The organism is Rhodococcus sp. DMU1 (assembly GCF_012272955.1).
GTDB lineage: Bacteria > Actinomycetota > Actinomycetes > Mycobacteriales > Mycobacteriaceae > Rhodococcus > Rhodococcus aetherivorans.
Map to the genome: position 1 here is coordinate 3493582 of NZ_CP050952.1, position 22801 is coordinate 3516382.

The 22801-nt window shown below is 71.3% G+C and carries 22 protein-coding genes and 1 riboswitch; of the genes, 7 read left to right on the forward strand and 15 right to left on the reverse strand.

Annotated features, from left to right (window positions below; translation table 11 throughout):
• Window positions 1-25 precede the first annotated feature (25 nt).
• The 11 genes from HFP48_RS16020 to HFP48_RS16070 all read right to left on the reverse strand — a co-directional run bounded on the left by HFP48_RS16020 (window position 26) and on the right by HFP48_RS16070 (window position 9511).
• Window positions 26-517: a polyadenylate-specific 3'-exoribonuclease AS gene (locus HFP48_RS16020; protein WP_006933363.1), complete on the reverse strand. Its 492-nt coding sequence runs from the start codon at window positions 515-517 to the stop codon at window positions 26-28.
• Between the two features lie 52 nt (window positions 518-569).
• The gene (locus HFP48_RS16025) at window positions 570-1307 is read right to left on the reverse strand and encodes a lysophospholipid acyltransferase family protein (protein WP_006933354.1); all 738 of its coding nucleotides are present in this window, start codon (window positions 1305-1307) and stop codon (window positions 570-572) included.
• 131 nt (window positions 1308-1438) lie between these two features.
• Window positions 1439-2419, reverse strand: a complete 981-nt coding sequence (locus HFP48_RS16030) for an ROK family protein (RefSeq protein WP_168579749.1) — start codon at window positions 2417-2419, stop codon at window positions 1439-1441.
• Window positions 2420-2432: 13 nt separating this feature from the next.
• Window positions 2433-2840, reverse strand: coding sequence for a hypothetical protein (locus HFP48_RS16035; RefSeq protein ID WP_210432759.1), 408 nt, complete (start codon window positions 2838-2840; stop codon window positions 2433-2435).
• Entirely contained in the window at window positions 2837-4057 is a 1221-nt protein-coding gene (locus HFP48_RS16040; protein ID WP_161995724.1) for an ArsA family ATPase, read from the reverse strand. The genes HFP48_RS16035 and HFP48_RS16040 overlap by 4 nt, the downstream gene beginning before the upstream one ends.
• A gap of 32 nt (window positions 4058-4089) precedes the next feature.
• A complete protein-coding gene (locus HFP48_RS16045; protein WP_006933347.1) occupies window positions 4090-4527 on the reverse strand; it encodes an SRPBCC family protein in 438 nt (145 codons plus the stop codon).
• A gap of 129 nt (window positions 4528-4656) precedes the next feature.
• A complete protein-coding gene (locus HFP48_RS16050; RefSeq protein ID WP_029544218.1) occupies window positions 4657-5055 on the reverse strand; it encodes a hypothetical protein in 399 nt (132 codons plus the stop codon).
• A 77-nt stretch (window positions 5056-5132) separates the two neighbouring features.
• Window positions 5133-6260, reverse strand: coding sequence for a glycosyltransferase family 4 protein (locus HFP48_RS16055; RefSeq protein WP_168579751.1), 1128 nt, complete (start codon window positions 6258-6260; stop codon window positions 5133-5135).
• Window positions 6261-6302: 42 nt separating this feature from the next.
• The gene (locus tag HFP48_RS16060; RefSeq protein ID WP_029544220.1) at window positions 6303-7631 is read right to left on the reverse strand and encodes a hypothetical protein; all 1329 of its coding nucleotides are present in this window, start codon (window positions 7629-7631) and stop codon (window positions 6303-6305) included.
• A gap of 58 nt (window positions 7632-7689) precedes the next feature.
• A complete protein-coding gene (locus tag HFP48_RS16065; RefSeq protein WP_006933341.1) occupies window positions 7690-8736 on the reverse strand; it encodes an NlpC/P60 family protein in 1047 nt (348 codons plus the stop codon).
• Window positions 8737-8938: 202 nt separating this feature from the next.
• Window positions 8939-9511, reverse strand: coding sequence for a C40 family peptidase (locus HFP48_RS16070; protein WP_168579752.1), 573 nt, complete (start codon window positions 9509-9511; stop codon window positions 8939-8941).
• 14 nt (window positions 9512-9525) lie between these two features.
• Window positions 9526-9693: riboswitch (cyclic di-AMP (ydaO/yuaA leader) on the reverse strand.
• Between the two features lie 488 nt (window positions 9694-10181).
• On the opposite strand from HFP48_RS16070, the gene HFP48_RS16075 reads away from it, so the two are divergent.
• Together HFP48_RS16075 and HFP48_RS16080 are read left to right on the forward strand one after the other, a co-directional pair.
• A complete protein-coding gene (locus HFP48_RS16075) occupies window positions 10182-11927 on the forward strand; it encodes a DEDD exonuclease domain-containing protein (protein WP_050036378.1) in 1746 nt (581 codons plus the stop codon).
• A gap of 41 nt (window positions 11928-11968) precedes the next feature.
• Window positions 11969-12244: an Lrp/AsnC ligand binding domain-containing protein gene (locus HFP48_RS16080; RefSeq protein ID WP_006932084.1), complete on the forward strand. Its 276-nt coding sequence runs from the start codon at window positions 11969-11971 to the stop codon at window positions 12242-12244.
• 26 nt (window positions 12245-12270) lie between these two features.
• Here HFP48_RS16080 and trpD read toward each other — a convergent pair whose 3' ends face one another.
• Together trpD and HFP48_RS16090 are read right to left on the reverse strand one after the other, a co-directional pair.
• The gene (gene trpD, locus HFP48_RS16085) at window positions 12271-13341 is read right to left on the reverse strand and encodes an anthranilate phosphoribosyltransferase (RefSeq protein ID WP_180986951.1); all 1071 of its coding nucleotides are present in this window, start codon (window positions 13339-13341) and stop codon (window positions 12271-12273) included.
• Window positions 13342-13409: 68 nt separating this feature from the next.
• The gene (locus HFP48_RS16090; protein ID WP_029544227.1) at window positions 13410-13856 is read right to left on the reverse strand and encodes a hypothetical protein; all 447 of its coding nucleotides are present in this window, start codon (window positions 13854-13856) and stop codon (window positions 13410-13412) included.
• A 137-nt stretch (window positions 13857-13993) separates the two neighbouring features.
• On the opposite strand from HFP48_RS16090, the gene HFP48_RS16095 reads away from it, so the two are divergent.
• The 4 genes from HFP48_RS16095 to HFP48_RS16110 all read left to right on the forward strand — a co-directional run bounded on the left by HFP48_RS16095 (window position 13994) and on the right by HFP48_RS16110 (window position 18305).
• On the forward strand, window positions 13994-14605 hold the full coding sequence (locus tag HFP48_RS16095; protein WP_006932077.1) for a heme-copper oxidase subunit III: 612 nt from the start codon (window positions 13994-13996) through the stop codon (window positions 14603-14605).
• Window positions 14606-14704: 99 nt separating this feature from the next.
• Window positions 14705-15538, forward strand: a complete 834-nt coding sequence (locus HFP48_RS16100; protein WP_168579753.1) for a cytochrome c — start codon at window positions 14705-14707, stop codon at window positions 15536-15538.
• Window positions 15535-16662, forward strand: a complete 1128-nt coding sequence (locus tag HFP48_RS16105; RefSeq protein WP_029544230.1) for a ubiquinol-cytochrome c reductase iron-sulfur subunit — start codon at window positions 15535-15537, stop codon at window positions 16660-16662. Before HFP48_RS16100 ends, HFP48_RS16105 begins: the two co-directional genes overlap by 4 nt.
• Window positions 16659-18305 (forward strand): cytochrome bc complex cytochrome b subunit, encoded by a 1647-nt coding sequence (locus HFP48_RS16110; protein ID WP_029544233.1) that lies wholly within the window; start codon window positions 16659-16661, stop codon window positions 18303-18305. Before HFP48_RS16105 ends, HFP48_RS16110 begins: the two co-directional genes overlap by 4 nt.
• 782 nt (window positions 18306-19087) lie before the next feature.
• Here the strand turns inward: HFP48_RS16110 and HFP48_RS16115 are convergent.
• Together HFP48_RS16115 and HFP48_RS16120 are read right to left on the reverse strand one after the other, a co-directional pair.
• On the reverse strand, window positions 19088-19504 hold the full coding sequence (locus tag HFP48_RS16115) for a cytochrome c oxidase subunit 4 (protein WP_006940002.1): 417 nt from the start codon (window positions 19502-19504) through the stop codon (window positions 19088-19090).
• Between the two features lie 31 nt (window positions 19505-19535).
• The gene (locus HFP48_RS16120) at window positions 19536-20600 is read right to left on the reverse strand and encodes a cytochrome c oxidase subunit II (RefSeq protein WP_168579754.1); all 1065 of its coding nucleotides are present in this window, start codon (window positions 20598-20600) and stop codon (window positions 19536-19538) included.
• A gap of 272 nt (window positions 20601-20872) precedes the next feature.
• Between HFP48_RS16120 and asnB the strand changes: the two genes are divergently transcribed.
• Window positions 20873-22798, forward strand: coding sequence for an asparagine synthase (glutamine-hydrolyzing) (asnB, locus tag HFP48_RS16125; protein WP_050035371.1), 1926 nt, complete (start codon window positions 20873-20875; stop codon window positions 22796-22798).
• The last annotated feature ends 3 nt before the right edge of the window (window positions 22799-22801 follow it).

The window sequence follows — 22801 nt, forward strand, 5'->3', positions numbered from 1 at the left end:
CCGCCCGGCGGCCGCGGCACCCGGTTCAGCGGTACAGCCGCGCGGCCTCGATCGCCTCGAACTTGGCGAGGTTGTGGCGGGCATCGGCGAGGGCGTCGTGGTTGTCGTCCGGCACCGGCGGCAGGGGGGGCTTGCCGTGCTGCTCCCAGTGCTGGCGCAGCTCGCGGGTGAATTTGGGCAGCGCGTCGGGCAGTTCCGGCATGGTTCCCCAGAGCTGGACGAGCGCGACGTGGTCGTAGGCCCCGAGCCAGGCCCACAGCTCGGGCTGGATGCCCGGCCGCGGGATCAGGAAGGACATCAGGTCGTCGCGGATGCGGGTCCGGGACTTCCAGGCGGGATGCGCCGGGGGCGGCAGCTTCGGCAGTACGTGCCGCCGCACCCAGGGCCCGGCCCGCTCGGGGTCGAACTCCGTCGACACCGCATAGAATTCGCGCCCGTCCTCGCAGGCGACACCGATCGACACGAGCTCGATGGTGCGACCATCCTCGATGAACTCGCAGTCGTAGAAGTAACGCACGTGCGCACATTATGCCCGGCCGCGGCCGGGCGGGTGTCGCCGGTATCCGGCGTCAGCCGGCCTGCGTGTCGGGCAGGCGATCGGCGTCGGCGGCCGTGGCGGCCGCATCCTGTTCGGCGGGCCGGTTCTTCAGGGAGGCCGCGTAGATGTCGACGTATTGCTGGCCCGACAGGCGCATCAGCGCGTACATCACCTCGTCGGTGACGGTGCGCTCGACGAAACGGTTGCCGCCCATGCCCTCGAAGCGGGAGAAGTCGATCGGTTCCCCGATCCGGACCGTCACCTTGGCCGGCTTCCACATCTTCGACCCGATGGGGTTCATCTCGTCGGTGCCGATCATCGCCACCGGGATGACCTTCACGCCGGTCTGCAGGGCCAGCCGGGCGATACCGGTCTTGCCCTTGTAGAGGCGGCCGTCCGGCGACCGGGTGCCCTCCGGGTAGATGCCGAGCAGCTTGCCCTGGGAGAGGACGCGGACGCCGGCGTTGAGGGCGTCCTGCGCGGCGTCGGCGCCGGTGCGGTCGATCGGGACCTGCCCGACCGCGGAGAAGAACCAGCGCTGGAACCGCCCCTTGAGCCCGGGGCCGGTGAAGTACTCGCTCTTGGCGAGGAAGGTGATGCGCCGCGGTACCACCAGGGGAAGGAAGAAGGAGTCGAGGACGGCTTTGTGATTACTGGCGAGGATCGCGGGGCCGTCGGTCGGGATGTGCTCCGCCCCTTCGATTTTCGGCCGCCCCATGAGCCAGAGCAGCGGCCCCAGCAGGACGTACTTGAAAAGCCAATACCACATGGCGTCCTTCCCCGTCTCCGAAACGCGCAGGCAGATCGTGCCTGCCGGTCGACTCTACGACGGCGGGGTGTCGCCGTGCACACCGTGGCACGCCGCGGTCCCGCCTCACAGCGATGGACGTGACGATCATCTCAGCCGCCTGGTCCGTTTCGTCCGGACCGGCACGATTCGCGGGCGAGGTCGGCCGCGCCCACCAGGCCGGCGGCGTCGCCGAGGTGCGCGGCGCGGACCCCGGCGAGCGGCCGGTGACCACGCCCGGTCAGGGCCGCCGCGTAGTGACCGCGGGCGTCGTCGAGGAACAGAGACGCCGACCCCGACACCCCACCCGCGATGACGACCAGGTCCGGGTCGTAGAGGTCGGCGACCATCGCCAGGCCCAGCCCGAGCCAACGGGCGAACTCGGCCATCGCCGCGACGGCGAGCGGGTCGCCGTCCTGCGCGGCCTCGGCGATCCGTCGTCCGGTCAGTGCCCCGGGATCCGCCGCCACTTCACGGGTGAGCGGGGAGGACCGGTCCGGGTCTGCCGCGAGCAATTCGATCGCCGTGTCGACCAGCGCGGTGCCGCTGCAGTACCGCTCCCAGCAGCCCCGCTTCCCGCACGCGCAGGGCCGCCCGGCGGGAACCACCTGCAGGTGCCCGAGTTCGGGGGCGATGCCGTGCGCGCCCCGGAACGGCACACCGTCCAGGAGCAGGGCGGCGCCGATGCCGGTGCCGACGGCCACCAGCACGGTCGTGCGGACACCGGCGGCCGCACCGAACCGGTACTCGGCCCACGCCGCGGCGTTGGCGTCGTGCTCGAGGATCACCGGCAGGCCGATCCGCGCGCTCATCCGCTCGGCCACGGGCACGTCCGCCCACGGCAGGTGCGGGGCGAAACGGACGACGCGACGGTCGGCGGTGAGGAATCCGGCGACGGCGAGCCCGACGGCGGTGACCTCGTTGCGTCCCGCCAGGCGGGCGACGGTGCGGTCGAGGGCATCCTCGAGGGCGCGGCCCGAGTGCGGGGTCGGCGACCGGACGGTGTCGACGACGGAACCGGTGCCGTCGACGACGGCCGCGCGAATGCTGGTGCCGCCCACGTCGATTCCGATCGTGAGTCGATCCGTGCTCACGGTGTGGACCCGATCAGCGCCGGATCGTGACCGAGATCGGCACGAACGCACCGCTGCGGCCGGGAGCCGGGGGCGGGGTCTGCGGATCCGGCCCGTCGGGGCCGGCCCCTGGGGGCGGAAGGTACCGGGCGAGCAGGTCCCGCAGCAGGGCGATCAGGGCCGCGATCTGGGTGGCGAGGCGGGTGAGGAGCTCATGTGGCTCGCCCCGCACCGCGGCCGCGACAGCGCACAGCGGGCACCAGCTGCATCCGCTCGGCGCCGAGGCGGGCGCGGCGGCCGCGTCCCCGGTCGTCGCGCCGGGCGCGGGCCGGGCGGGCGGTGCGGGTTCGGCGAATCGCTGCACCGTCTGCTCGAGCCGGTCGAGAACGGCGTCGGCCAGCGCCCGCAGTTCGGCGACGAGGACGTCGTGATCGGCGCTCACTGCGGCCACACCGCGGGATCGGGACGGAACCGCACCAGCAGGTCGGATCCCTCGAACTCGGCGCCGGAGACGGTGCAGCGCCGCAGACCGGACGCGAGCCGCACCCGGCGACGCATCCCGTCGGCGCCGATCACCAGGTCGTCGTCCACCCGGCCGAGTGTCAGCGATGCCGCGTCCGCCAGCGGCAGATGCATCCGCATCGTGTACACCGCATCCACCCCTGTCCCCGATTCGCGCTGTACCCGCACCGGCTCCACGCCGGAATCCTCCGGCGTATGCGGCGCCACGCCGTCCGGGTACAGCGACTCCGCAAGCGCCGCCAGAGAGGCCAACCCTACCGGTTCGGTGCATCGCTGCTCGCACTCGACCACGGCGACGGCGCCGAGAATCGTCTCGATCTCCGCCACGATCCGGCGCTGCCCCCCGCGCTGCTCGGCGAGCCAGGTCGCGGCGGGCCCGGCCTCGTCCACCGGGAAGTCCGGGACGGTCCGATTGACGAGCACGCGCGCCAGCCGCAGACCGGACAGGGCCGTCCAGGACCGCAGCCGCCGCGCCTCGGCGACGCCGAGTCGATCGGCGGTGGCGACGAGGTGGACCGAGGTGCGGGAGTGGTCGGCGAGCAGGTCCCGCACGGTCGCGGTGTGGTCGACGACGCGGTCGACGAGCGCCACGACCAGGGCCAGACGCGGGTCGGCACCCGTCGCCGCGACGATGCGGCTGTGCCGGGGCCAGATCCGCTCGATGTACTCCGACACCGTCGCCGGCGCGGCGAGCGTGCGGAAGGCGTCCGCGGACGCGGGGAGGTCGACGATCACCGCGTCCCAGCGTCCCGTGTCGGCCAGGCGGGCCACCTCGCCGAGGGCGAGGATCTCCTGCACGCCGGGCAGCCCGGTGACTTCCTCGGGTGCCGGGATGCCGAACCGGTCGCCGTGCTCGTGGGCGCCGCCGGCGGCGGCGAGCGCGGCCAGGAGCGCGAAGCGCTGCTCGAGCAGGGCGAGCGAATCGATCTCCAGCGTGTCGAGGCCGCCGGTGACCGGGACGATGCGCGCATCGACGGATCCCGGCGTCGCCGGGTCGACGGCGAACACATCCGTCAGCGAGTGCGCCTGATCGAGGGAGACCACGAGGGTGCGAACCCCGGAACGAGCCGCCGCGAGGGCGGTCGCCGCCGCGAGGGTCGTCTTGCCGGTGCCCCCCTTGCCGACGAAGAGCTGCACGGCGGCGGGGCCGGGCCGCCCGGCGTGCCCGCTCAGCCTTCCACCCGCTTCTTGAGTTCCTTCAGCGCGGTGTCTGTGATCACCTTCTCGGCCTTTCGTTTGAACAGGCCGATCATCGGGATGGTCAGGTCCACCGTCAGCTCGTAGTACACGGTGGTGCCGCCCTCCGGCGCTTCGGTCAGGATGTAGGAGCCGAACTGGGCCTTCTGGATCTCGCCCGCGACGAGCTCCCAGCTGACCGATCGGCCGTCCGGGGCCCACTGGTAGACCAGCTCGTAGGTGTCGCGCACCACCCCTGCGTCGAGCACGAACCGGACCCGCTCCGCGCGTCCCCCGGACTCGACGGCGAGCACTTCCACGGACTTCGCCGCCGAAACCCAGGCGGGGTACGCGTCGAAGTCGGCGATCACGGCCATCACCCGATCGGACGGAGCATCGATGGTGATCGACCTCTTGGTCTTCTCGGCCATGCGACCAACGCTTCCTTTCCCTCTGTCCCCGCCGTCCGTCCCACCGGTCGGCACACGCGGGAACCGTTGTCTATCACACCGTAGTAGTTCCGGGGAGGGCTCGTCGCCTGCAGGTGCTCGGCCGTCGGATCAGGGATTTCCGTCCCGGGGCGGTTCGCCGGCGGCGCGGCCCGCGTCCAGTCGCCGTTTGACGTCGAAGGTCATGGCCTTGCCGGCGACGCGACGCCGGTGGTTCATCGTGGCGAGGTCGAGTTCGCCCACCCGCTCCGGCGGCACCCCGGTCGGTTCGCAGTGCAGGAAGTAGTGCACGATCGCGCCGTCGAGCATCGGCTCGAGCCAGACCTCCATCGTGCCGTTCAGCGCGCCGGCGACCGACCACCGGATGCCCTTGTCGGCCCGGTCCTCGCGGACCGTCAGAGCCAGGTCGGGCCACCACGCACGCCAGCGGCGGGGCTCGGCGATCTCGGCCGCGATCCGCCGCGGCGACGCGGCGACGAAGGTCTGATCGGCCACCTGAATGCTGCTCACGGGGAAAGCTTCACACACCGCCGGTTCCGGCTCGTCCAGGGGGCCGGGTCGGTCGGGCGCGCGGGCCGGTCGGGGCGTCAGGCCAGCAGGCGCCGCAGTTTCGCACCGAGCACGTCCCACCGCCATTCGGCGCCGACCCAGGCGCGGCCCGCCGCGCCCATCGCCGCCGCCCGGTCGCGGTCGGCGAGGACGTCGGCGACGGCGCCCGCGACCGCCGCGACCGACGTGCCGTCGACCACGACCCCGGTCTCCCCTGCGCGTACGGTCTCCGGCGCACCGCCGGACCGGCCCGCCACCACGGGCACCCCGGTGGCGGACGCCTCGAGGTAGACGATCCCGAGACCCTCGACGTCGAGGCCGGCGCCGCGCGTACGGCACGGCATCGCGAACACGTCCGCGATGGTGTGGTGGGCGGGGAGTTCGGCAGCCGGCACCCCGCCGGTGATCACGACGTGGTCGTCGACCCCGACCGCGCGGACCAGTTCCCGGAGGCGGTCCTGGTACGGGCCGCCGCCGACGATCACGAGCACCGCCCCGTCGATGCGACGGCGGACCTCCGGCAGCGCACGGATGAGCATGTCCTGGCCCTTGCGGGGCACGAGCCGGGACAGGCACAGCACGGTGGGCCGGTCGCCCAGCCCGTACCGGGCGCGCAGTTCCGCGCGAGCGGCGGGGTCCGGCCGGAACACCTCGGTGTCCACGCCGGAGGGCAGATGCTCGAGCCCCGCGCCGGGCCCGAACGCCGAGGCGAATCGACCGCGGGTGTACCGGCTGACGTACGTGACGGCGTCGGTGTGGTCACCGATGCGGCGCAGCGCCTGCCGTCCGGCGGGCACCATCGACCAGCCCACCTCGTGCCCGTGGGTGCTGGCCAGGACCCGGCGGGCACCGGCGCGGCGCAGCACGGGCGCGAGCAGGGCGAGCGGCGCCGCGGCGCCGAACCACACGTTCTCGCAGGCCCGGTCGCTCATCAGCCGGGTGGCCCGCCGTGCCACTGCGGGGGTCGGCAGCATCAGGGTGGTGGGGTGGCGGACAACCTCGAAGGGTTGCCGGGCGTCGAACTTCACGTGGCTGTCACCGCGCCATCGCGGGGCGTACACGACGAGTTCGTCCGGGGGCAACTGGGACGCGAACGCCTGCAGGTAGGACTGGATCCCCCCGGGCCGGGGCGGAAAGTCGTTGGTGACCAGCAGCGTTCGGGGCATGCGCTCACCGTAGGCGGTGCCGTGGCGGGCGCGGACGCCGGGTCAGCCGACCCGGGCCGGCACCTGCGCCTCGAGCCAGGTCTGCCATCGGGCGACGAATTGCTCCGCATCCGCACCGAGCACGTCGCCGAGCGCGGCGTCGAGTTCCGCGGCGTCGACGGGCCCGGTGGCCAGCCGCCGGTACAGGGCGGTGAGACGATCGCCGCCGAACTCCCCGGCGACGAACGTCGCGATCGACCACGCGCTCTCGTACGCCAGACGCGCACCGTCGCCGGCGAAGTCGGCGTCTGTAGGCAGCGCGGTGGGCGCCCCACGCTCGGCGACGGCGGCGGCGAGGGTGGGCGCGATGACGCCGAGGGCACCGTCGGCGTTGCGGTAGCCCACGTAGTCGGCGTAGCCCTCGAGGATCCACAGCGGCGACCCGTCGACCGTGTCGGTGCGGGCCGCGACGTGGGTGAGTTCGTGGCGCAGGATCGCCCGCAGGCCCGCCGCGTCCAGCCGCTGCCCGGCGGCGGGGCTGAAGACGATGCGCTGGCCGGTGGTCTCGCCGCGCTCGTGGTCGACAGCGTCGGACACGGCGACGGCGGCGATCTCCGCGCCGTTGTAGCGGCTGCCGACCTGGGCGGTGAACTCGTCGTGCGAGGCGGTGACGAGCACGAGGGCGCGGCGGGGCCACTCGGTTCCCCACGCGGCGTCCACGGCCTCCACCGCGGCCTCGAGTTCGCCGGCGATGTCCGAGACGAGGGACGAGTGCTCGGGGTGCCCGACGACGAGGGACCGCCCCCCGGCCCCGGTGTCCACGGCCCGGACCAGCAGCGGTCCGTAGTCCCACGGCCCCCGCCAGGTGGTGGTCTCCGCACCCGGCAGCGGGCGGTCGTCGACGAGGCGCCACTGCTCACCCCGGCGGGCGAGGAGCAGCGTGACGGGCTTGCGCGTCGGTTCGTCGTCGATGCCCTCGACGGCGTAGCGCAGCAGGACGGTGTGGGCGCGGGCCTCGTCGGCGCCGAGGCGGGCCCCGACGTCGTCGGTCACGTCGGTCCCGGGGTCCTGGCCGAGCTCGTAACCGAAGTCCGCCAGCGGCAACGCGGCGAGGGCCTCGGCGCGCCGCACCTCCGCGTCGAGCAACCCCGGGCGGGCCTGCGGGTCCACGAGGGCCGCCAACGCCGCCCGGTCGGCGGAGCGCACGGCCCGGGACCAGGTGTCGAGCAGCCCCTGCACGGCCGTGCGCGACGCCGGTTCGGCCGGCTCGTCGTCGGGCGTGAACGCGAGCGTGAGGCCGACGGCCACGACCGCGACGATCAGCCCGGCCACGCCGAGTCGCTCCCACCGGCGGCTGCCGGGGGGACGGCGGGACGAATCGGGCGCGGGCACGGCGGCCAGTGTAGGTCGCGCTCACACCGGCACCGTGGGGGTGGCGGCACGACGGGCGTCAGTACCGGCGGGCGTTGTGGAACGGCATCCTGTCCATCGGGGCGACCTTGACGGGCACGCCGTACGTGGAGGCGTGCAGGACGTTGCCGTTGCCCGCGTACAGCCCCACGTGCGAGGCGTCGTCGTAGAAGGTCACGACGTCGCCGGGCTGGAGCTGGTCGCGCGGGACGGGGGTGCCGCCCTGGGCCTGGGCCTGGCTCGAGCGCGGCAGGCTCTTGCCGATCTGCTTGTAGGCCCACACCACGAGGCCGGAGCAGTCGAACGCGGAGGGGCCGGTGGCCCCCCAGCTGTACGGGCTGCCGATCCTGGTCATGCCGGCCTGCAGGGCACCGCTGCCGCTACCGGGGGCGAGGCCCGACAGGATCTTCTCGGCGTCGAATCCCGGCGGGAACGGCGCGCCGGCCAGCGTGGCCTTCTCCTCGGCGCTCAGCTCGGCGAAGGCGGCGAGCACCTCGTCGATCTGGGCCTCGAGCTCGCTCTGCTGCCGCTGCAGATCGTCGCGCACGGCTTGCGCCTGCTCGGCGGCGGCACGCGCCTCGTCGACCGAGCGCTGGGACGCCAGCGCCGCCTCCGCGGCGGCCGACGACGCGGTGCGGAATCCCGCGACCTGGTCGGCGGTCTCCTGGGCGATGACGTCGAGCGCCGACATCTGGTCGAGCAGCTGCTGGGGTGAGTCGCTGACCATCAGGGCGAACAGCCGGTTGGTGCGGGCACCGCGGTAATTGGCGACGGCGAGCTTGTCCACGGTCGGGCGGAAGACCGCGAGTTCTGCTTCCGCGGCGGCCAGCGCCTCGCGGTCGCGGGCCAGCTCCGCGTCGGCGGCGCGCTGGGCGTCGACCTTCGCGTCGAGATCGATTCCGGCATTGTGCAGCGCCTCGGTGGTCTGCTCGGACTTGCGCGACAGCTCGGCGAGCCGCTCCAGGGCGACGGTGGGGCTCTCCCCCACCGGGTCGGCTCCGGCCGGGGCGGCCGCGAACGCCACCGTCAGCAGCACTCCGATTGCCACCAGCGCCCGAAGCGACCGTTTCGTCCTGTCCACCACCACGGGACCAGGTCCTTTCGTTCGACGTTGCGCACCCGTTACCCGAAAAATCTCGATCAGGTTACGGAAGGGCATTGGTTCGTGTCTACCCACCGGTAGGTCACGCAGCGCCGGGTAGGCGAATCCCGGAAAACCGGCGGGGGCGGACCGGCATCGACCGGTCCGCCCCCGCTGCGCCACTGCGTGGCAGTCGTCGAGTCGTCGCTCAGTAGCGACGGGCCCCGTCGACCGGCATCGAGTTCACCGGGGCGACCTTCACGGGCTGGCCCGAGGTCGACGCGTGGATGACGTTGCCGTTGCCGATGTAGATGCCGGAGTGGCTGCCGCCGTAGAAGGACACGACGTCGCCGGGCTGCAGCGCCGAAACGTCCACGGCGCGACCGGCGGAGGCCTGCTCGTAGCTGGTGCGCGGCAGGTTCAGGCCGGCCTGCTTGTAGGCCCACTGCACCAGGCCGGAGCAGTCGAAGGCGTCCGGGCCGGCGGCGCCGTAGACGTACGGGGCGCCGAGCTTGGTGTGAGCGGCGTCCACGGCGCGCTGTGCGACCGAGGTGACCGGCGCGCTGAAGGGCGCGGCCGGCGCCGGCGCGGCACCCTGCGGGACGAGGTTGGTGACCTCCGGCGGGAGGGTCACACCCGCCGGCAGCTCGAACGAGCCGACGCCGGGAATGGTGATCGGTTCCGCGAGGGCGGGACCCGCCGAAACAGTGACCGCGCCGAGAGCGAGGGCACCGGCGACGACGGCGCGCCGCACGGTGCGCTTGGAAATCTGAGACGCCACGAGGGGGTTGCTCCATTTCTTCCGTTCGTCCGCCGACCGAGTTAGCTGACGGGTTCGGGCTGGGAAGATCAGCCCTACCCCTCGTCCCGCTGGCGCGGTCGGAGGGGATTCACCCCAGAGGACAACGTGGGTCCCCGGCTCGGGCACCCGCTGCGGGTGCGCCGATTAGGCGGTGACCGAGCGGCGTCTCCCCTCTGGTGGTTCGACATCCTCACCGCTTGGTCTCGAAAAGATTACGAAATCGCATCGGAGGATGTCGACCGTCCGCGCCGGAGACGCCGCGGATTGACGGGTATGTCCGATTCGGGTCCGACGGCCCGGCCCGTTCGATCACGGAAACATAACGGTCGGTTCGGGACGCGGCAGGCCCGCGGCCGCTCCGGGCGCCTCCGGCGGCCTGCGCCCGGAACCCGTCGCGTTGTCGCAGGTCGAACCGGCGATCACGAGCGCATCGACGAAGCGAGAAGCCGCCGACCGAGGCGGCGCCTGCCCTCCGGTCGCGGTATCGATACCCTCTCGCGCCGCCGCCCACACCCACACGGCCGACCGAAGGTGTGATCCTCGTCTCCCCGGACCGTTCCGGGTGTCTCCGCCCCGTCCCCGGGGTGTCGGACCCGCCCCCTACCCTGGCGTCGTGACCGTGCCCCACCGAACCGAGCCCGCCGTCGGGGTGCAGCTCGGTTTCGACGAATTGGACACGCCGCTGCGGGAGACCACCTTCGTCGTCGTCGATCTCGAGACCACCGGCGGCAGCTCCACGGACGACGCGATCACGGAGATCGGGGCGGTCAAGATCCGCGGCGGCGAGGTGCTCGGCGAGTTCGCCACGCTCGTCGACCCGGGCCGGTCGATCCCCCCGAACATCGTGCAGCTCACCGGCATCACGACCGCCATGGTCCGTGCCGCGCCCCGGATCGAGCAGGTCCTGCCCTCGTTCCTCGAGTTCGCCGCCGGATCCGTGCTCGTCGCGCACAACGCGGGCTTCGACGTGGGATTCCTGCGGGCCGCGGCGTCCCGGTCCGAGGTCGCGTGGCCCCGCTTGCAGGTACTGTGCACGGTCAAGCTCGCGCGCCGCGTCCTCGGCCGGGACGAGGCACCGTCCGTGCGGCTGTCCGCGCTCGCCGAGCTGTTCCGGGTGTCCACCACGCCCACGCACCGCGCCCTCGACGACGCCCGGGCAACCGTCGACGTCCTGCACGCGCTCATCGACCGCGTCGGCAACCAAGGGGTACACAGCCTCACCGAACTGCGGGACTATCTGCCGGCCGTCACCGCCGAGCAACGCGCCAAACGGTCCCTCGCGGCGCACCTGCCGCGGCGGCCCGGCGTGTACCTGTTCCGCGGGCCCTCGGACGAGGTGCTGTACATCGGGACCGCGGTCGACCTGCGCCGCCGCGTGCGCAACTACTTCACCGGATCCGAGACCCGGCCCCGCCTGAAGGAGATGGTGGCACTCACCACCCGGATCGATCACGTCGAGTGCGCCCATGCCCTCGAGGCCGGGGTGCGGGAGCTGCGGCTGCTCGCCGCGCACGCCCCGCCCTACAACCGTCGCTCCAAGTTCCCCACCCGGGGCTGGTGGATCACCCTCACGGACGAGGCGTTCCCCCGGCTGTCCGTCGTCCGCACACCGACCACGGCGCCCCCGGCCCCGACGTGCGGCGGCCCGACCGACGCCGTCGGCCCGTTCTCGTCGCGGGCCGACGCCGTCGCCGTCGCCACCACCGTCGCCGAGTTCTGCCTGCTGCGGACCTGCACCCGGCGCATCCCCCGCACGAAACGGCACGGCGAGCACTGCCCTCCGGAGGCCGTGGGGGCCTGCGCCGCCGCCGCGGCCGGGCTGCAGACCCCCGTCGAGTACGCGCGGCAGGTGGACCTCGCCCGGGCGCTGCTGCGCGGGGAGGACGACGCGCCGCTGCATCGGATGCGCGAGCGCATCGACCACCTCGGCGCCGCCGAACTGTTCGAGGGCGCGGCCCGGCTGCGGGACCGGGCGGCCGACGCCGTGTTCGCGCTGCGCCGGACGCAGCGCCTGGCCGCCCTAGCGGCGGTGGACGAGCTGATCGCCGCCCGCCGACGCGCCGAAGGGGGTTGGGAGTTCGCGGTGATCCGGGCCGGCCGGCTCGCGGCAGCGGGAGTCGCTCCACGCGGCGTCCCGCCGATGCCCGTCGTCGACGCGATCGCCGCCGCGGCCGAGACCGTGCGCCCGACGACCGCGCCGCTGCGGGGTGCGCTCGTCGAGGAACTGGGACTGCTGGCCCGCTGGCTCCACGACGACGGAGTCCGCATCGTCCGGACCACCCAGGGCTGGTCCGAGCCGCTCCGCGGCGCCGGGGCGTGGGCGCAGTGGGGTGAGCTCGCCCGAACGGCACGCGCCGGGGCCGAGCCGGTCACGATCGCGCACCCCCTACGCTGAGGGCTCGCCCGCAGGTCCGTCCCCGGAAGCCGAGGAGAGCAATGATCCACGCCATCGTCCTGATCCACGCCGACGCCCACCGCATCCCGGAGACCGCCCAGGCGGTCGCGGACCTGGCCGGCGTCGACAAGGTGTACTCGTGCGCCGGCGACATCGACCTGATCGCGCTGCTGCGGGTGCGCGACCACGAGGAGATCGCCGAGGTGGTCACCCGCGGGATCAACAAACTCGACGGCGTGACCAGGACGGCGACGCACATCGCCTTCCAGTCGTACTCGAGCGCCGACGTCGAGGCCGGGTTCTCGATCGGCGAATAGGACGGACGCCCGGCCCGTCGTCGCGCTCAGCCCGCGGCGGCGAGCCGGTTGGTCACCTCGACCCAGCGGGCGAGCACCGCCGCCGCCGCGCCCGAGTCCAGCGCCTCGGCTGCCGTCTGCATCCCCGCCGCCAGGGCACTGGCGAGCGATCCCTCGAACCCCCGGAAGGCGGCGATCGCCCCGGCGGCGTTCAGCAGGACCGCGTCGCGTACCGGCCCGTGCTCCCCGGCGAGCACCGCCCGCGCGATCACGGCGTTCTCGGCGGCGTCGCCGCCGCGCAGCGCGTCCAGCGGCACCCGGGCGACGCCGAGGTCGGTGGGATCCAGGCTCACGGTGCTCACGCTGCCGTCCCGGACGACGTACACCGTCGACGTCGTGGAGGTGGTCAGTTCGTCCAGTCCGTCGTCGCCCCGCACGACGAGCGCCGAGTTGCCCCGCTCGGCGAGGACACCGGCGACCGTGCCGATCAGCTCCGGGAAGGCACATCCGATCAGGCCGGCGCGGGGCCGGGCCGGGTTGGTCAGCGGCCCGAGCACGTTGAACACCGTCGGGATACCGATCTCCTTACGCGGTGCGGCCGCGAACCGGAGCGCCGGGTGGTAGACGGGGGCGAAACAGAACCCGATGCCGGCCTCGGCGACCGACTCCGCGACGGCCTCGGGACCGAGGCTGATGTGCACGCCGAGCGCCTCGAGCACGTCCGCGCCGCCGCTCTTCGACGAGGCCGCCCGGTTGCCGTGCTTGACGACGCGGATGCCGCACGCGGCCACCACCAGCGACGCCATGGTCGAGATGTTGACCGTGTTCGCCCGGTCCCCGCCGGTGCCCACGATGTCGACGACGTCGTCGTCCACCGGCACCAGCCGGGCGTGGCCCAGCATCGAGTCGGCGAGGCCGAGCAGCTCCTCGGGCGTCTCCCCCTTCATCTTCAGCGCGACGCCGAACGCGGCGATCTGCGCGGCCGTGGCGTTGTCGGACATGATCTCGTCCATCGCCCACTGGGCCTCCGCACGCGCGAGGTCGCGTCCGGCGGTGAGCCCACCGAGGACCGCCGGCCAGCTCCGGGCCACCGCATCCGCCTGTCGTCCAGCGTTCATCGCACCTGCCCTCGCCGCATCTCGCTCCTCGGTGCGCCGCCGTCGTCGGCGGCGCATGCCGGAAGAGCTTAGCCAGGGCCGATCTCCGGCTGCAGGGCGTCCCACCCGAGCGCGGTACCGCCGAGCCGTTGCGCCAGACCGGCCATCCGCGACCGCTCCTGCGAACAGTGCAGCGCATCGAGCACCTGCACCCGCTGCAGCAGGACGGCCTGGAGGCCGGGCCCGGCCGGGTTCGCCGGCTGCGCCGGGGCGTACCCGTCCTGCGCGGCCAGGGCGATCGCCCGCTCCACGGAATCGGCCGGCAGCTCGAGATGGTGCCGCAGGACGGCCTCCGACTCCGGCGACCAGGCCGGTTCGGTCGCCGCGCCCCGCTCGAGGGCGGTCGAACAGGCCTCGACGTCGTCGAAGGACGAGACCACCACCACCAGGTCCGGCCGTGCCGGATCCAGGGGCTCCGGACCCCTGCGCGAGAACGCTCGCCGGACCCGGCCCCACACCCCTCCGCCACTGCTCATCGCACCACGATCCCACGCGCCACGGGCAGTGCACGACCGCCCCCGGAAAACGCGATCGCACGGCGCCCACCAGCGAAGACGCGCCGATTTCGGCCCCGATTGCCCACGAGTTACTACGAGCAGTCATACTTGCGAACGTGACGAGCGCAGTAGGGACTTCAGGAACTGCAATCACCCAGCGCGTGCACTCGCTGAACCGGCCCAATCTGGTCAGCGTCGGCACCATCGTGTGGTTGTCCAGTGAGCTCATGTTTTTCGCAGGGCTCTTCGCCATGTACTTCGTGGCGCGGGCGCAGGCCGACGGCAACTGGCCGCCGGAGCCTGTCCACCTCAATCTGGCGTTGGCGGTGCCGGTCACCCTCGTGCTGATCGCCTCCTCCTTCACCTGCCAGATGGGTGTGTTCGCAGCCGAACGTGGCGACGTGTTCGGCCTCCGGCGGTGGTACATCATCACCCTCGCCATGGGCACGTTCTTCGTGCTCGGCCAGGGCTTCGAGTACACCCAGCTGGTCGGCGAGGGCGTGACGATCTCGAGCATGGTGTGGGGTTCGGTCTTCTACATCACGACCGGCTTCCACGGCCTGCACGTCATCGGCGGCCTCGTCGCCTTCGTGTTCCTCCTCGTGCGCACGAGGGTCAGCAAGTTCACGCCGGCGCAGGCCACCGCGGCGATCGTCGTCTCCTACTACTGGCACTTCGTCGACATCGTGTGGATCGCGCTGTTTGCCACGATTTATTTCATCCGTTAGCCAGCTGAACGCCCAGGCAGCCCCCTGACGTCCAGTCCGTCCCGACATACCAAAGGGATACAGATGAGTTCATCCCCACCTCTCGCTTCCGAGGGTGACATGCCCGGTCAGTCCGCGGCCGCGTCCGCCAAGTCCCGCCGTCAGCGCAAGCTGCGCCGCCGCGTCACCGGTGCGCTGGTGCTCGCCCTCGGCCTGCTCAGCGCCGGCTTCCTCGCCTCCGCGCTGACTCCCGCGCCGCAGGTGGCGACGGCGAACGAGGACCAGTCGGCCCTGATCCGCGAAGGCAAGCAGCTCTACGAGACCTCCTGCGTCACGTGCCACGGCGCCAACCTGCAGGGTGTGCAGGACCGCGGCCCCAGCCTGATCGGTGTCGGCGAGGCGGCCGTGTACTTCCAGGTCTCCACCGGCCGCATGCCGATGATGCGCAACGAGGCCCAGGCCGTGCGCAAGACGCCGAAGTTCGACGCGGCCCAGACGGACGCCCTCGGCGCGTACATCCAGGCCAACGGCGGCGGCCCGACGCTCATCCGTGACGAGAACGGCGAGATCGCCCAGTCCTCGCTGCGCGGCAACGACGTTGCCCGCGGCAGCGAGCTGTTCCGCCAGAACTGCGCCTCATGCCACAACTTCACCGGCCGCGGCGGCGCGCTGTCGTCCGGCAAGTTCGCGCCGGCGCTGGATCCGGCGAACGAGCAGCAGATCTACACGGCGATGCTGACCGGCCCGCAGAACATGCCCAAGTTCTCCGATCGTCAGCTCACGCTGGAGGAGAAGGAGGACATCATCGCCTACGTCAAGGCCTCCGGCGAGACGAACAGCCCCGGCGGATACGGCCTGGGCGGTTTCGGCCCCGCCTCCGAGGGCCCGGCGATGTGGGTGGTCGGGATCGTCGCCGTCGTCGGTGCGGCACTGTGGATCGGAGCAAGGTCATGAGTGGCGGCGAAACGCCGAACAAGCACACGATCGAGAACCTCGATCAGATGAGCCGCGACGATCTCGTCGCGCTCGGCACCAACCTCGACGGCGTGGACGTGGCGTTCCGCAAGGACCGCTGGCCCGTCGCGGGCACGCGCGCCGAGAAGCGCGCGGAACGGAACGTCGCCTTCTGGTTCGGGCTGGCGGGTGTGTCGGCTCTCGCGTTCATCGCGGTCTTCATCTTCTGGCCGTGGGAGTACCAGGGCCCCGGTGAGGACAACTACACGCTGTACAACCTGTACACGCCGCTGCTGGGCCTGACCCTGGGTCTGGCCATCCTCGGCGTCGGCGTCGGCGCGGTGCAGTTCACCAAGAAGTTCATCCCGGAAGAGGTGTCGATCCAGGATCGGCACGACGGAGTCTCTTCGGAGGTCGATCGGCGGACGATCGTCGCCGAGCTCTCCGACTCGCTGGACACCTCCACGCTGCCGCGTCGCAAGCTGATCAAGCGCACGGCACTGTTCGGTGGCGGCGCGCTCGGCCTCGGCCTGATCATGCCGCTCGGCGGCCTGATCAAGAACCCCTGGGCCGAGGGCGACGAGTCGCCGCTGTGGGTCTCGGGCTGGACGCCCCGGTACCCGGGCGAGACGATCTACCTGCGTCGCGACACCGGACGCCCGAACGACATCGTCCTGGTCCGCCCGGAGGACCTCGATGCCGGCGGCATGGAGACCGTGTTCCCCTTCCGCGAGTCGGACCGCGGTGACGAGCACGCCCTCCTCGAGGGCCTGCGCGGCATCCGCAACGCCGTCATGCTGATCCGCCTCCGGACCGAGGACACGGCGAGGGCGATCAAGCGCAAGGGTCAGGAGAGCTTCAACTACGGCGACTACTTCGCCTACTCGAAGATCTGCACCCACCTGGGCTGCCCGACGTCGTTGTACGAACAGCAGACCAACCGCATCCTGTGCCCCTGCCACCAGTCGCAGTTCAATGCCCTGGAGTACGGCAAGCCCCTGTTCGGTCCTGCTGCTCGCGCACTGCCGCAGTTGCCTATTACAGTGAACGAAGAGGGCTTCCTCGTCGCCAACGGTGACTTCATCGAGGCTCTCGGTCCGGCATTTTGGGAGCGTCGCCCGTGAGTACTGCAACACCATCCCGCGCCGCCCACGCGGCGGAGAACATCGACTCGCGCTATCACCCGGCCGCCGGGCTGCGGCGTCAGATCAACAAGGTGTTCCCCACCCACTGGTCCTTCCTCCTGGGTGAGATCGCCCTGTACAGCTTCGTGATCCTGCTGATCTCGGGTGTGTACCTGACGTTGTTCTTCGATCCGTCCCTCGCGCACGTCACCTACGACGGCGCCTACACCCCGCTGCGCGGCGTCACGATGTCGCGTGCGTACGAGACGACCCTGGACATCTCCTTCGAGGTGCGCGGCGGTCTGTTCGTCCGGCAGATCCACCACTGGGCTGCGCTGATGTTCGCCGCGTCGATCATCGTGCACCTGCTGCGCGTGTTCTTCACCGGTGCGTTCCGCCGTCCGCGTGAAGCGAACTGGGTGATCGGCTCGCTGCTGCTGATCCTGGCGATGTTCGAGGGCTTCTTCGGCTACTCGCTGCCCGACGACCTGCTTTCCGGCACCGGCCTGCGGGCCGCGCTGTCCGGCATCACCATCAGCATCCCGGTGATCGGCACCTGGATGCACTGGCTGATCTTCGGCGGCGACTTCCCCGGCATGCTCATCATCCCGCGCCTGTACGTCGCGCACGTGCTGCTGATTCCGGGCATCATCCTCGCCCTGATCGCAGCCCACCTGGCCCTGGTCTGGTACCAGAAGCACACCCAGTTCCCCGGCCCCGGCCGTACCGAGCAGAACGTCGTCGGTGTCCGGATCCTGCCGGTGTTCGCGGTCAAGTCCGGTGCGTTCTTCGCCATCACCTTCGCCGTGCTGGCGCTGATGAGCGGTCTGCTGCAGATCAACCCGGTCTGGAACATCGGCCCGTACAACCCGTCGCAGGTGTCCGCCGGCTCGCAGCCCGACATCTACATGATGTGGACGGACGGCCTGGCCCGTATCTGGCCGGCGTGGGAGATCTACCTGTTCGGCCGCTACACGATCCCCGCGGTGTTCTGGATCGCAGTGATCATGGGCCTGGTCTTCACGGTCCTCATCGCCTACCCGTGGATCGAGAAGAAGTTCACCAAGGACGATGCGCACCACAACCTGCTGCAGCGTCCGCGGGACGTGCCGGTCCGGACCGCGATCGGCGCGATGGCTCTGACGTTCTACGCCATCGCGACCATCATGTGCATCAACGACATCATCGCCTACAAGTTCGACATCTCGCTGAACGCGATGACGTGGATCGGCCGCATCGGCATCCTGCTCGGCCCGCCGCTCGCCTACTACCTGACCTACCGGTTCTGCCTGGGCCTGCAGCGCAGCGACCGCCAGGTGCTCGAGCACGGCATCGAGACGGGCATCGTCCGTCGCCTGCCGCACGGCGAGTACATCGAGATCCACCAGCCGCTCGGCCCGGTGGACGACCACGGTCACCCGATTCCGCTCGAGTACCAGGGTGCTCCGGTGCCGAAGCGCATGAACAAGCTCGGCACCGCCGGCAAGCCCGGCGCGGGCAGCTGGTGGAGCGCGGACCCGGCCGAGGAGGCGACGGCACTCGAGGCCGCGCACCACGAGGCCGAGGTCGAGCAGCGCGCCATCCTGAGCGAGTACCAGACGCGCGTCCACGGCACCACGGACGGCGACGGCAAGGCGCACTGACGGTCGCTCGAGTCCGAAACCACGGGAGGGGCCCCGAACCGGAAACGGTTCGGGGCCCCTCCCGTTTCTCCGTGGTCCCTGCGGCTTCCATCCCCGGTGGCTTCCGGTCGGTGCGGACGACCGGATCCGGTCCCCGCACCCCACCCCTCCCCCACTGCGACGGACGGCAGGGAACCCGAGCGGACCGTCGGCTCACCGGCCCTCGGACGGGCCGGGCGTGTCGCGGTACGCGAGTCGGTTCGAGCGCGGTACCGCATCGGCGTCTGCCCGGGGGGCGCGCGGTGTCCTGCCGCCGCGTTCCGCGCGGTGTCCTGCCGCCGCGTTCCGCGCGGTGTCCTGCCGCCGCGTTCCGCGCGGTGTCCTGCCGCCGCGTTCCGACGGGACCATCCGGGTTCGATTCCGACCCGCGGCGCGGTATCACCCCACCGCCGGCACGGCGGCGAGCGCCACCTCGACGAGGTCGCCGCCGTAGTACCTCAGCAGCGCCCGCCTGTGGATCCGCCGTGGCTACGCCGGGCGGGTGAGTAGGCGTGAGGGCTCTCGCGGCCGGGACAGCGGCGCGCCGCGACACTGCCCGCCCGGCACCCCCGGCGTCGGCCCCGTTCCCCACGACCGGGCCATGGACGATTCCCCGGTGACACCCCGCCGAGCCGTGACGCGAACCGCGCACGGCGAGCACGGCCCGAGGCTCCCCGTCCGGGCACGGAACGGAAACGGCCGCGGGGCGGCCTCACCGTGTGGTGAGGCCGCCCCGCGGCATCGGATCTACGCGCTGTGTGCGCTCAGTGCTTCTCGGGTCCGACGTGGTACTCGAACACCAGGCCGGCCGCAGCAGCGAGGATCAGGATCACGGCGAGGACGATCAGCCACGGCTGGAAGAAGGCCAGCGCGATGGCGGCGAACGCAGCCGCCCCGGCCAGCAGGATCGGCCAGTAGCTACCCGCGCTGAAGAAGCCCAGGTCGCCTGCGCCGTCGCTGATCTCGGCCTCCTCGTAGTCCTCCGGGCGGGTGTCGAGGCGACGGGCCACGAACCGGAAGTAGGTGCCGACGATGAGCGTCAGGCCGGCGGAGAGCACGATCGCCGTCAGGCCGGCCCACTCGATGCCCGTGCGGGACAGGCCGGTGAACACTCCGTACACGATGGCGACGAGCACGAAGAACACCGTCACGACTTCGAAGAGCTTGGCTTCGATCTTCATATCAGCTTGTCCTTGGTCGGAGGTTTACCGGTCAGTTGCCCGCGGTGACGACACCACTGGCCGCGCGGTCGGTGCGGTCGGTCTTGAAGGGGGTGGTGGACGTCGCGACCGGGGACTCGCCGATGCGCTCGAGCGCCTGCGCGTTGGTCAGGCCCTCGCCACCGTCCTCGACGGGCTTGCGGAGCTCGATGTACTCCGCGAACCGCTCCGGGCTCACCGCGCGGACCTCGAAGTTCATCATCGCGTGGTAGGTGCCGCACATCTCGGCGCAGCGGCCGACGAACGCGCCTTCCTCCTGGATCTCGGAGATCTGGAAGACCGGATCGGAGCTGTTGTTCAGCGGGTTCGGGTTGACGTCACGCTTGAACAGGAACTCCGGCACCCAGAAGGAGTGGATCACGTCGGACGAGGCGAGCACGAACTCGATCCGGCGATCGGTCGGCAGGACGAGGACCGGGATCTCGTTGCTGGTGCCGACCGTCTCGATCTTGTTGTAGTGCAGGTACGACAGGTCCTCGGCCTCCTGGCCGTGGATCGGGGCCGGGATCTCGTGCTCGCCGCCGGCATGCTGCTCGGTGTCGCCCTCGACCGCGGCCTGCGCGATCTCGTCCGTCCCCTCGTAGCGCGCCGTGCCCTCACCGAGGTCGACGGTGCGGTAGCCGAACTTCCAGTTCCACTGGAACGCCGTGACGTCGACGACGACATTCGGGTTGTCCTCCTTCTCGAGGACGTAGTTCTGCACCACCACGGTGAAGTAGAACAGCACCGCGATGATGACGAACGGGACCGCCGTGTACAGCAGCTCGAGCGGCACGTTGTAGGCCGTCTGCCGCGGGAATTCCGGCGAGTCCTTCTTCTTGCGGTGGAAGATGACCACCCAGAAGGTCAGGCCCCACACCAGTACACCCATGACGAGGGCGGCGACGACCGACCACGTCCACAGCTCACGCATACGCTCGGCCTGCGGGGTAATCCCCTCCGGCCAGCCGAAACGCAGGACTTCCTCGCTGCTACATCCCGTCAGCAGCACGGCTGCAATACCGAGAGATGCTGCCAGCCCGAACCGCCGAAGGATCCGACCTTGCGCCACGTTCACGCCTTCCTGATCGCCGCAATTCCACTAGGGCACACCCGGAGGGCAGACCCAATTACTACGCAGCGTAGACCAAACCCGGCCGCGATCCATCCCCGGGGCGCACACAACGTGTCGCGTCGTCGCGTGCCCGCTGCTCACGGCCCGGGTCGACGCCGGCCACCGGCTGCCGCGACCCCCGGCCTGCGGCATACTGCCATGCAGACCGTCGGTCCCTGCTGCGGCAACATCCCGGGGGCCGAATCCATCCCAACCGGAATGAGGTATCGGACGCCGTGTGCGGACTGCTCGGGTTACTGACCACTGACGGCACCAGCGACGACGCCGTCGCCAGGGTCGACTCCGCGATGCACTGCCTGCGTCATCGCGGACCGGACGAGCACGGCACCTGGCACGACGGCGACCTGGTCTACGGGTTCAACCGGCTGTCGATCATCGACATCGCGCACTCGCACCAGCCGCTGCGGTGGGGCCCGCCGGAGTCCCCGGAGCGCTACGCCCTGACCTTCAACGGTGAGATCTACAACTACGTGGAGCTGCGGGCCGAGCTGGCGGAGAAGTACGGGGCGCAGTTCGCCACCGAGGGGGACAGCGAGACCATCGTCGCCGCGTACCACTACTGGGGCACCGAGGCGGTGCGACGGCTGCGGGGCATGTTCGCGTTCGCGATCTGGGACACCGAGACGCGCGAGCTGTTCCTCGCCCGCGACCCGTTCGGCATCAAGCCGCTGTTCCTCGCCACGGGCACCGGCGGCACCGCGTTCGGCAGCGAGAAGAAGAGCCTGCTCGAGCTGGCCGATCTGATCGGGATCGGCACCGAACTCGACCCCCGCGCCGTCGAGCACTACACGGTGCTGCAGTACGTTCCCGAGCCGGAGACCCTGCACAAGGAGATCCGGCGGCTCGAGTCCGGCTGCTACGCCCGGGTGCGCCCGGGGGGCCGGCCGGAGATCACGCGCTACTTCGAGCCGACGTTCCCGGTCCGGCCCTTTGCCGCAGGCCGCGAGCGCGACCGGTACCGGGAAATCGCCGAGGCGCTCGAGGATTCCGTCGCCAAGCACATGCGTGCCGACGTGACGGTCGGGTCGTTCCTGTCCGGCGGCATCGACTCCACGGCCGTCGCGGCGCTCGCGATGCGGCACAATCCGAACCTGATCACGTTCACCACCGGGTTCGAGCGCGAGGGCTACTCGGAGGTCGACGTGGCGGCCGAGTCCGCCGCCGCGATCGGCGCCCGCCACGTCGTCAAGGTCGTCTCCCCCGCCGAGTTCGCCGCGGCGATCCCCGAGATCGTGTGGTATCTGGACGACCCCGTCGCCGATCCCGCGCTGGTGCCCCTGTGGTTCGTCGCCAAGGAGGCCCGCAAGCACGTGAAGGTGGTGCTCTCCGGGGAAGGTGCCGACGAGCTGTTCGGCGGCTACACCATCTACCGCGAGCCGCTATCGCTGAAGCCGTTCGAGTACCTGCCGAAGCCGTTGCGGCGCGCGGCCGGGAAGCTGTCCGAGCGCATCCCCGAGGGCACCCGCGGCAAGAGCCTGCTGCATCGCGGGTCGATGACCCTCGAGGAGCGGTACTACGGGAACGCCCGCAGCTTCAACGACGCGCAGCTGCGGGCGGTGCTGCGCGACTTCCGTCCGGAATGGACGCATCAGGACGTCACCGCACCGATCTACGCCCGCTCCGCCGGCTGGGATCCCGTCGCGCGGATGCAGCACCTCGACCTGTTCACGTGGCTGCGCGGCGACATCCTCGTCAAGGCCGACAAGATGACGATGGCGAACTCGCTGGAGCTGCGGGTGCCGTTCCTGGATCCCGAGGTCTTCCGCGTCGCCTCGCAGGTGCCGCTGGATCAGAAGATCACGAAGAACACCACCAAGTACGCGCTGCGCCAGGCCCTCGAGGATATCGTCCCGCCGCACGTGCTGCACCGCGCGAAGCTCGGCTTCCCCGTGCCGCTGCGGCACTGGCTGCGCGGCCCGGAGCTGTTCGAGTGGGCCCGCGCCGTGATCGCCGAGTCGGGCACCGAGCACCTGCTGGACAAGGCGGCCGTCGGCCGGATGCTCGACGAGCACCGCGAGGGCCGCGTCGATCACAGCCGCCGGCTGTGGACGGTGCTGGTGTTCATGATCTGGCACGGCATCTTCGTCGAGCAGCGCATCGTGCCGGACATCCAGGAGCCGGCCTACCCCGTCGAGGTGTAGGGC

Excerpts from the sequence above, each read along its gene's own strand:
- HFP48_RS16080 (WP_006932084.1), top strand. The coding sequence starts at position 11,969 with ATGATCCACGCCATCGTCCTGATCCACGCCGACGCCCACCGCATCCCG.
- HFP48_RS16045 (WP_006933347.1), bottom strand. The coding sequence starts at position 4,527 with ATGGCCGAGAAGACCAAGAGGTCGATCACCATCGATGCTCCGTCCGAT.
- HFP48_RS16090 (WP_029544227.1), bottom strand. The coding sequence starts at position 13,856 with ATGAGCAGTGGCGGAGGGGTGTGGGGCCGGGTCCGGCGAGCGTTCTCG.
- trpD (WP_180986951.1), bottom strand. The coding sequence starts at position 13,341 with ATGAACGCTGGACGACAGGCGGATGCGGTGGCCCGGAGCTGGCCGGCG.
- HFP48_RS16115 (WP_006940002.1), bottom strand. The coding sequence starts at position 19,504 with ATGAAGATCGAAGCCAAGCTCTTCGAAGTCGTGACGGTGTTCTTCGTG.
- HFP48_RS16100 (WP_168579753.1), top strand. The coding sequence starts at position 14,705 with ATGCCCGGTCAGTCCGCGGCCGCGTCCGCCAAGTCCCGCCGTCAGCGC.
- HFP48_RS16105 (WP_029544230.1), top strand. The coding sequence starts at position 15,535 with ATGAGTGGCGGCGAAACGCCGAACAAGCACACGATCGAGAACCTCGAT.
- HFP48_RS16055 (WP_168579751.1), bottom strand. The coding sequence starts at position 6,260 with ATGCCCCGAACGCTGCTGGTCACCAACGACTTTCCGCCCCGGCCCGGG.
- HFP48_RS16025 (WP_006933354.1), bottom strand. The coding sequence starts at position 1,307 with ATGTGGTATTGGCTTTTCAAGTACGTCCTGCTGGGGCCGCTGCTCTGG.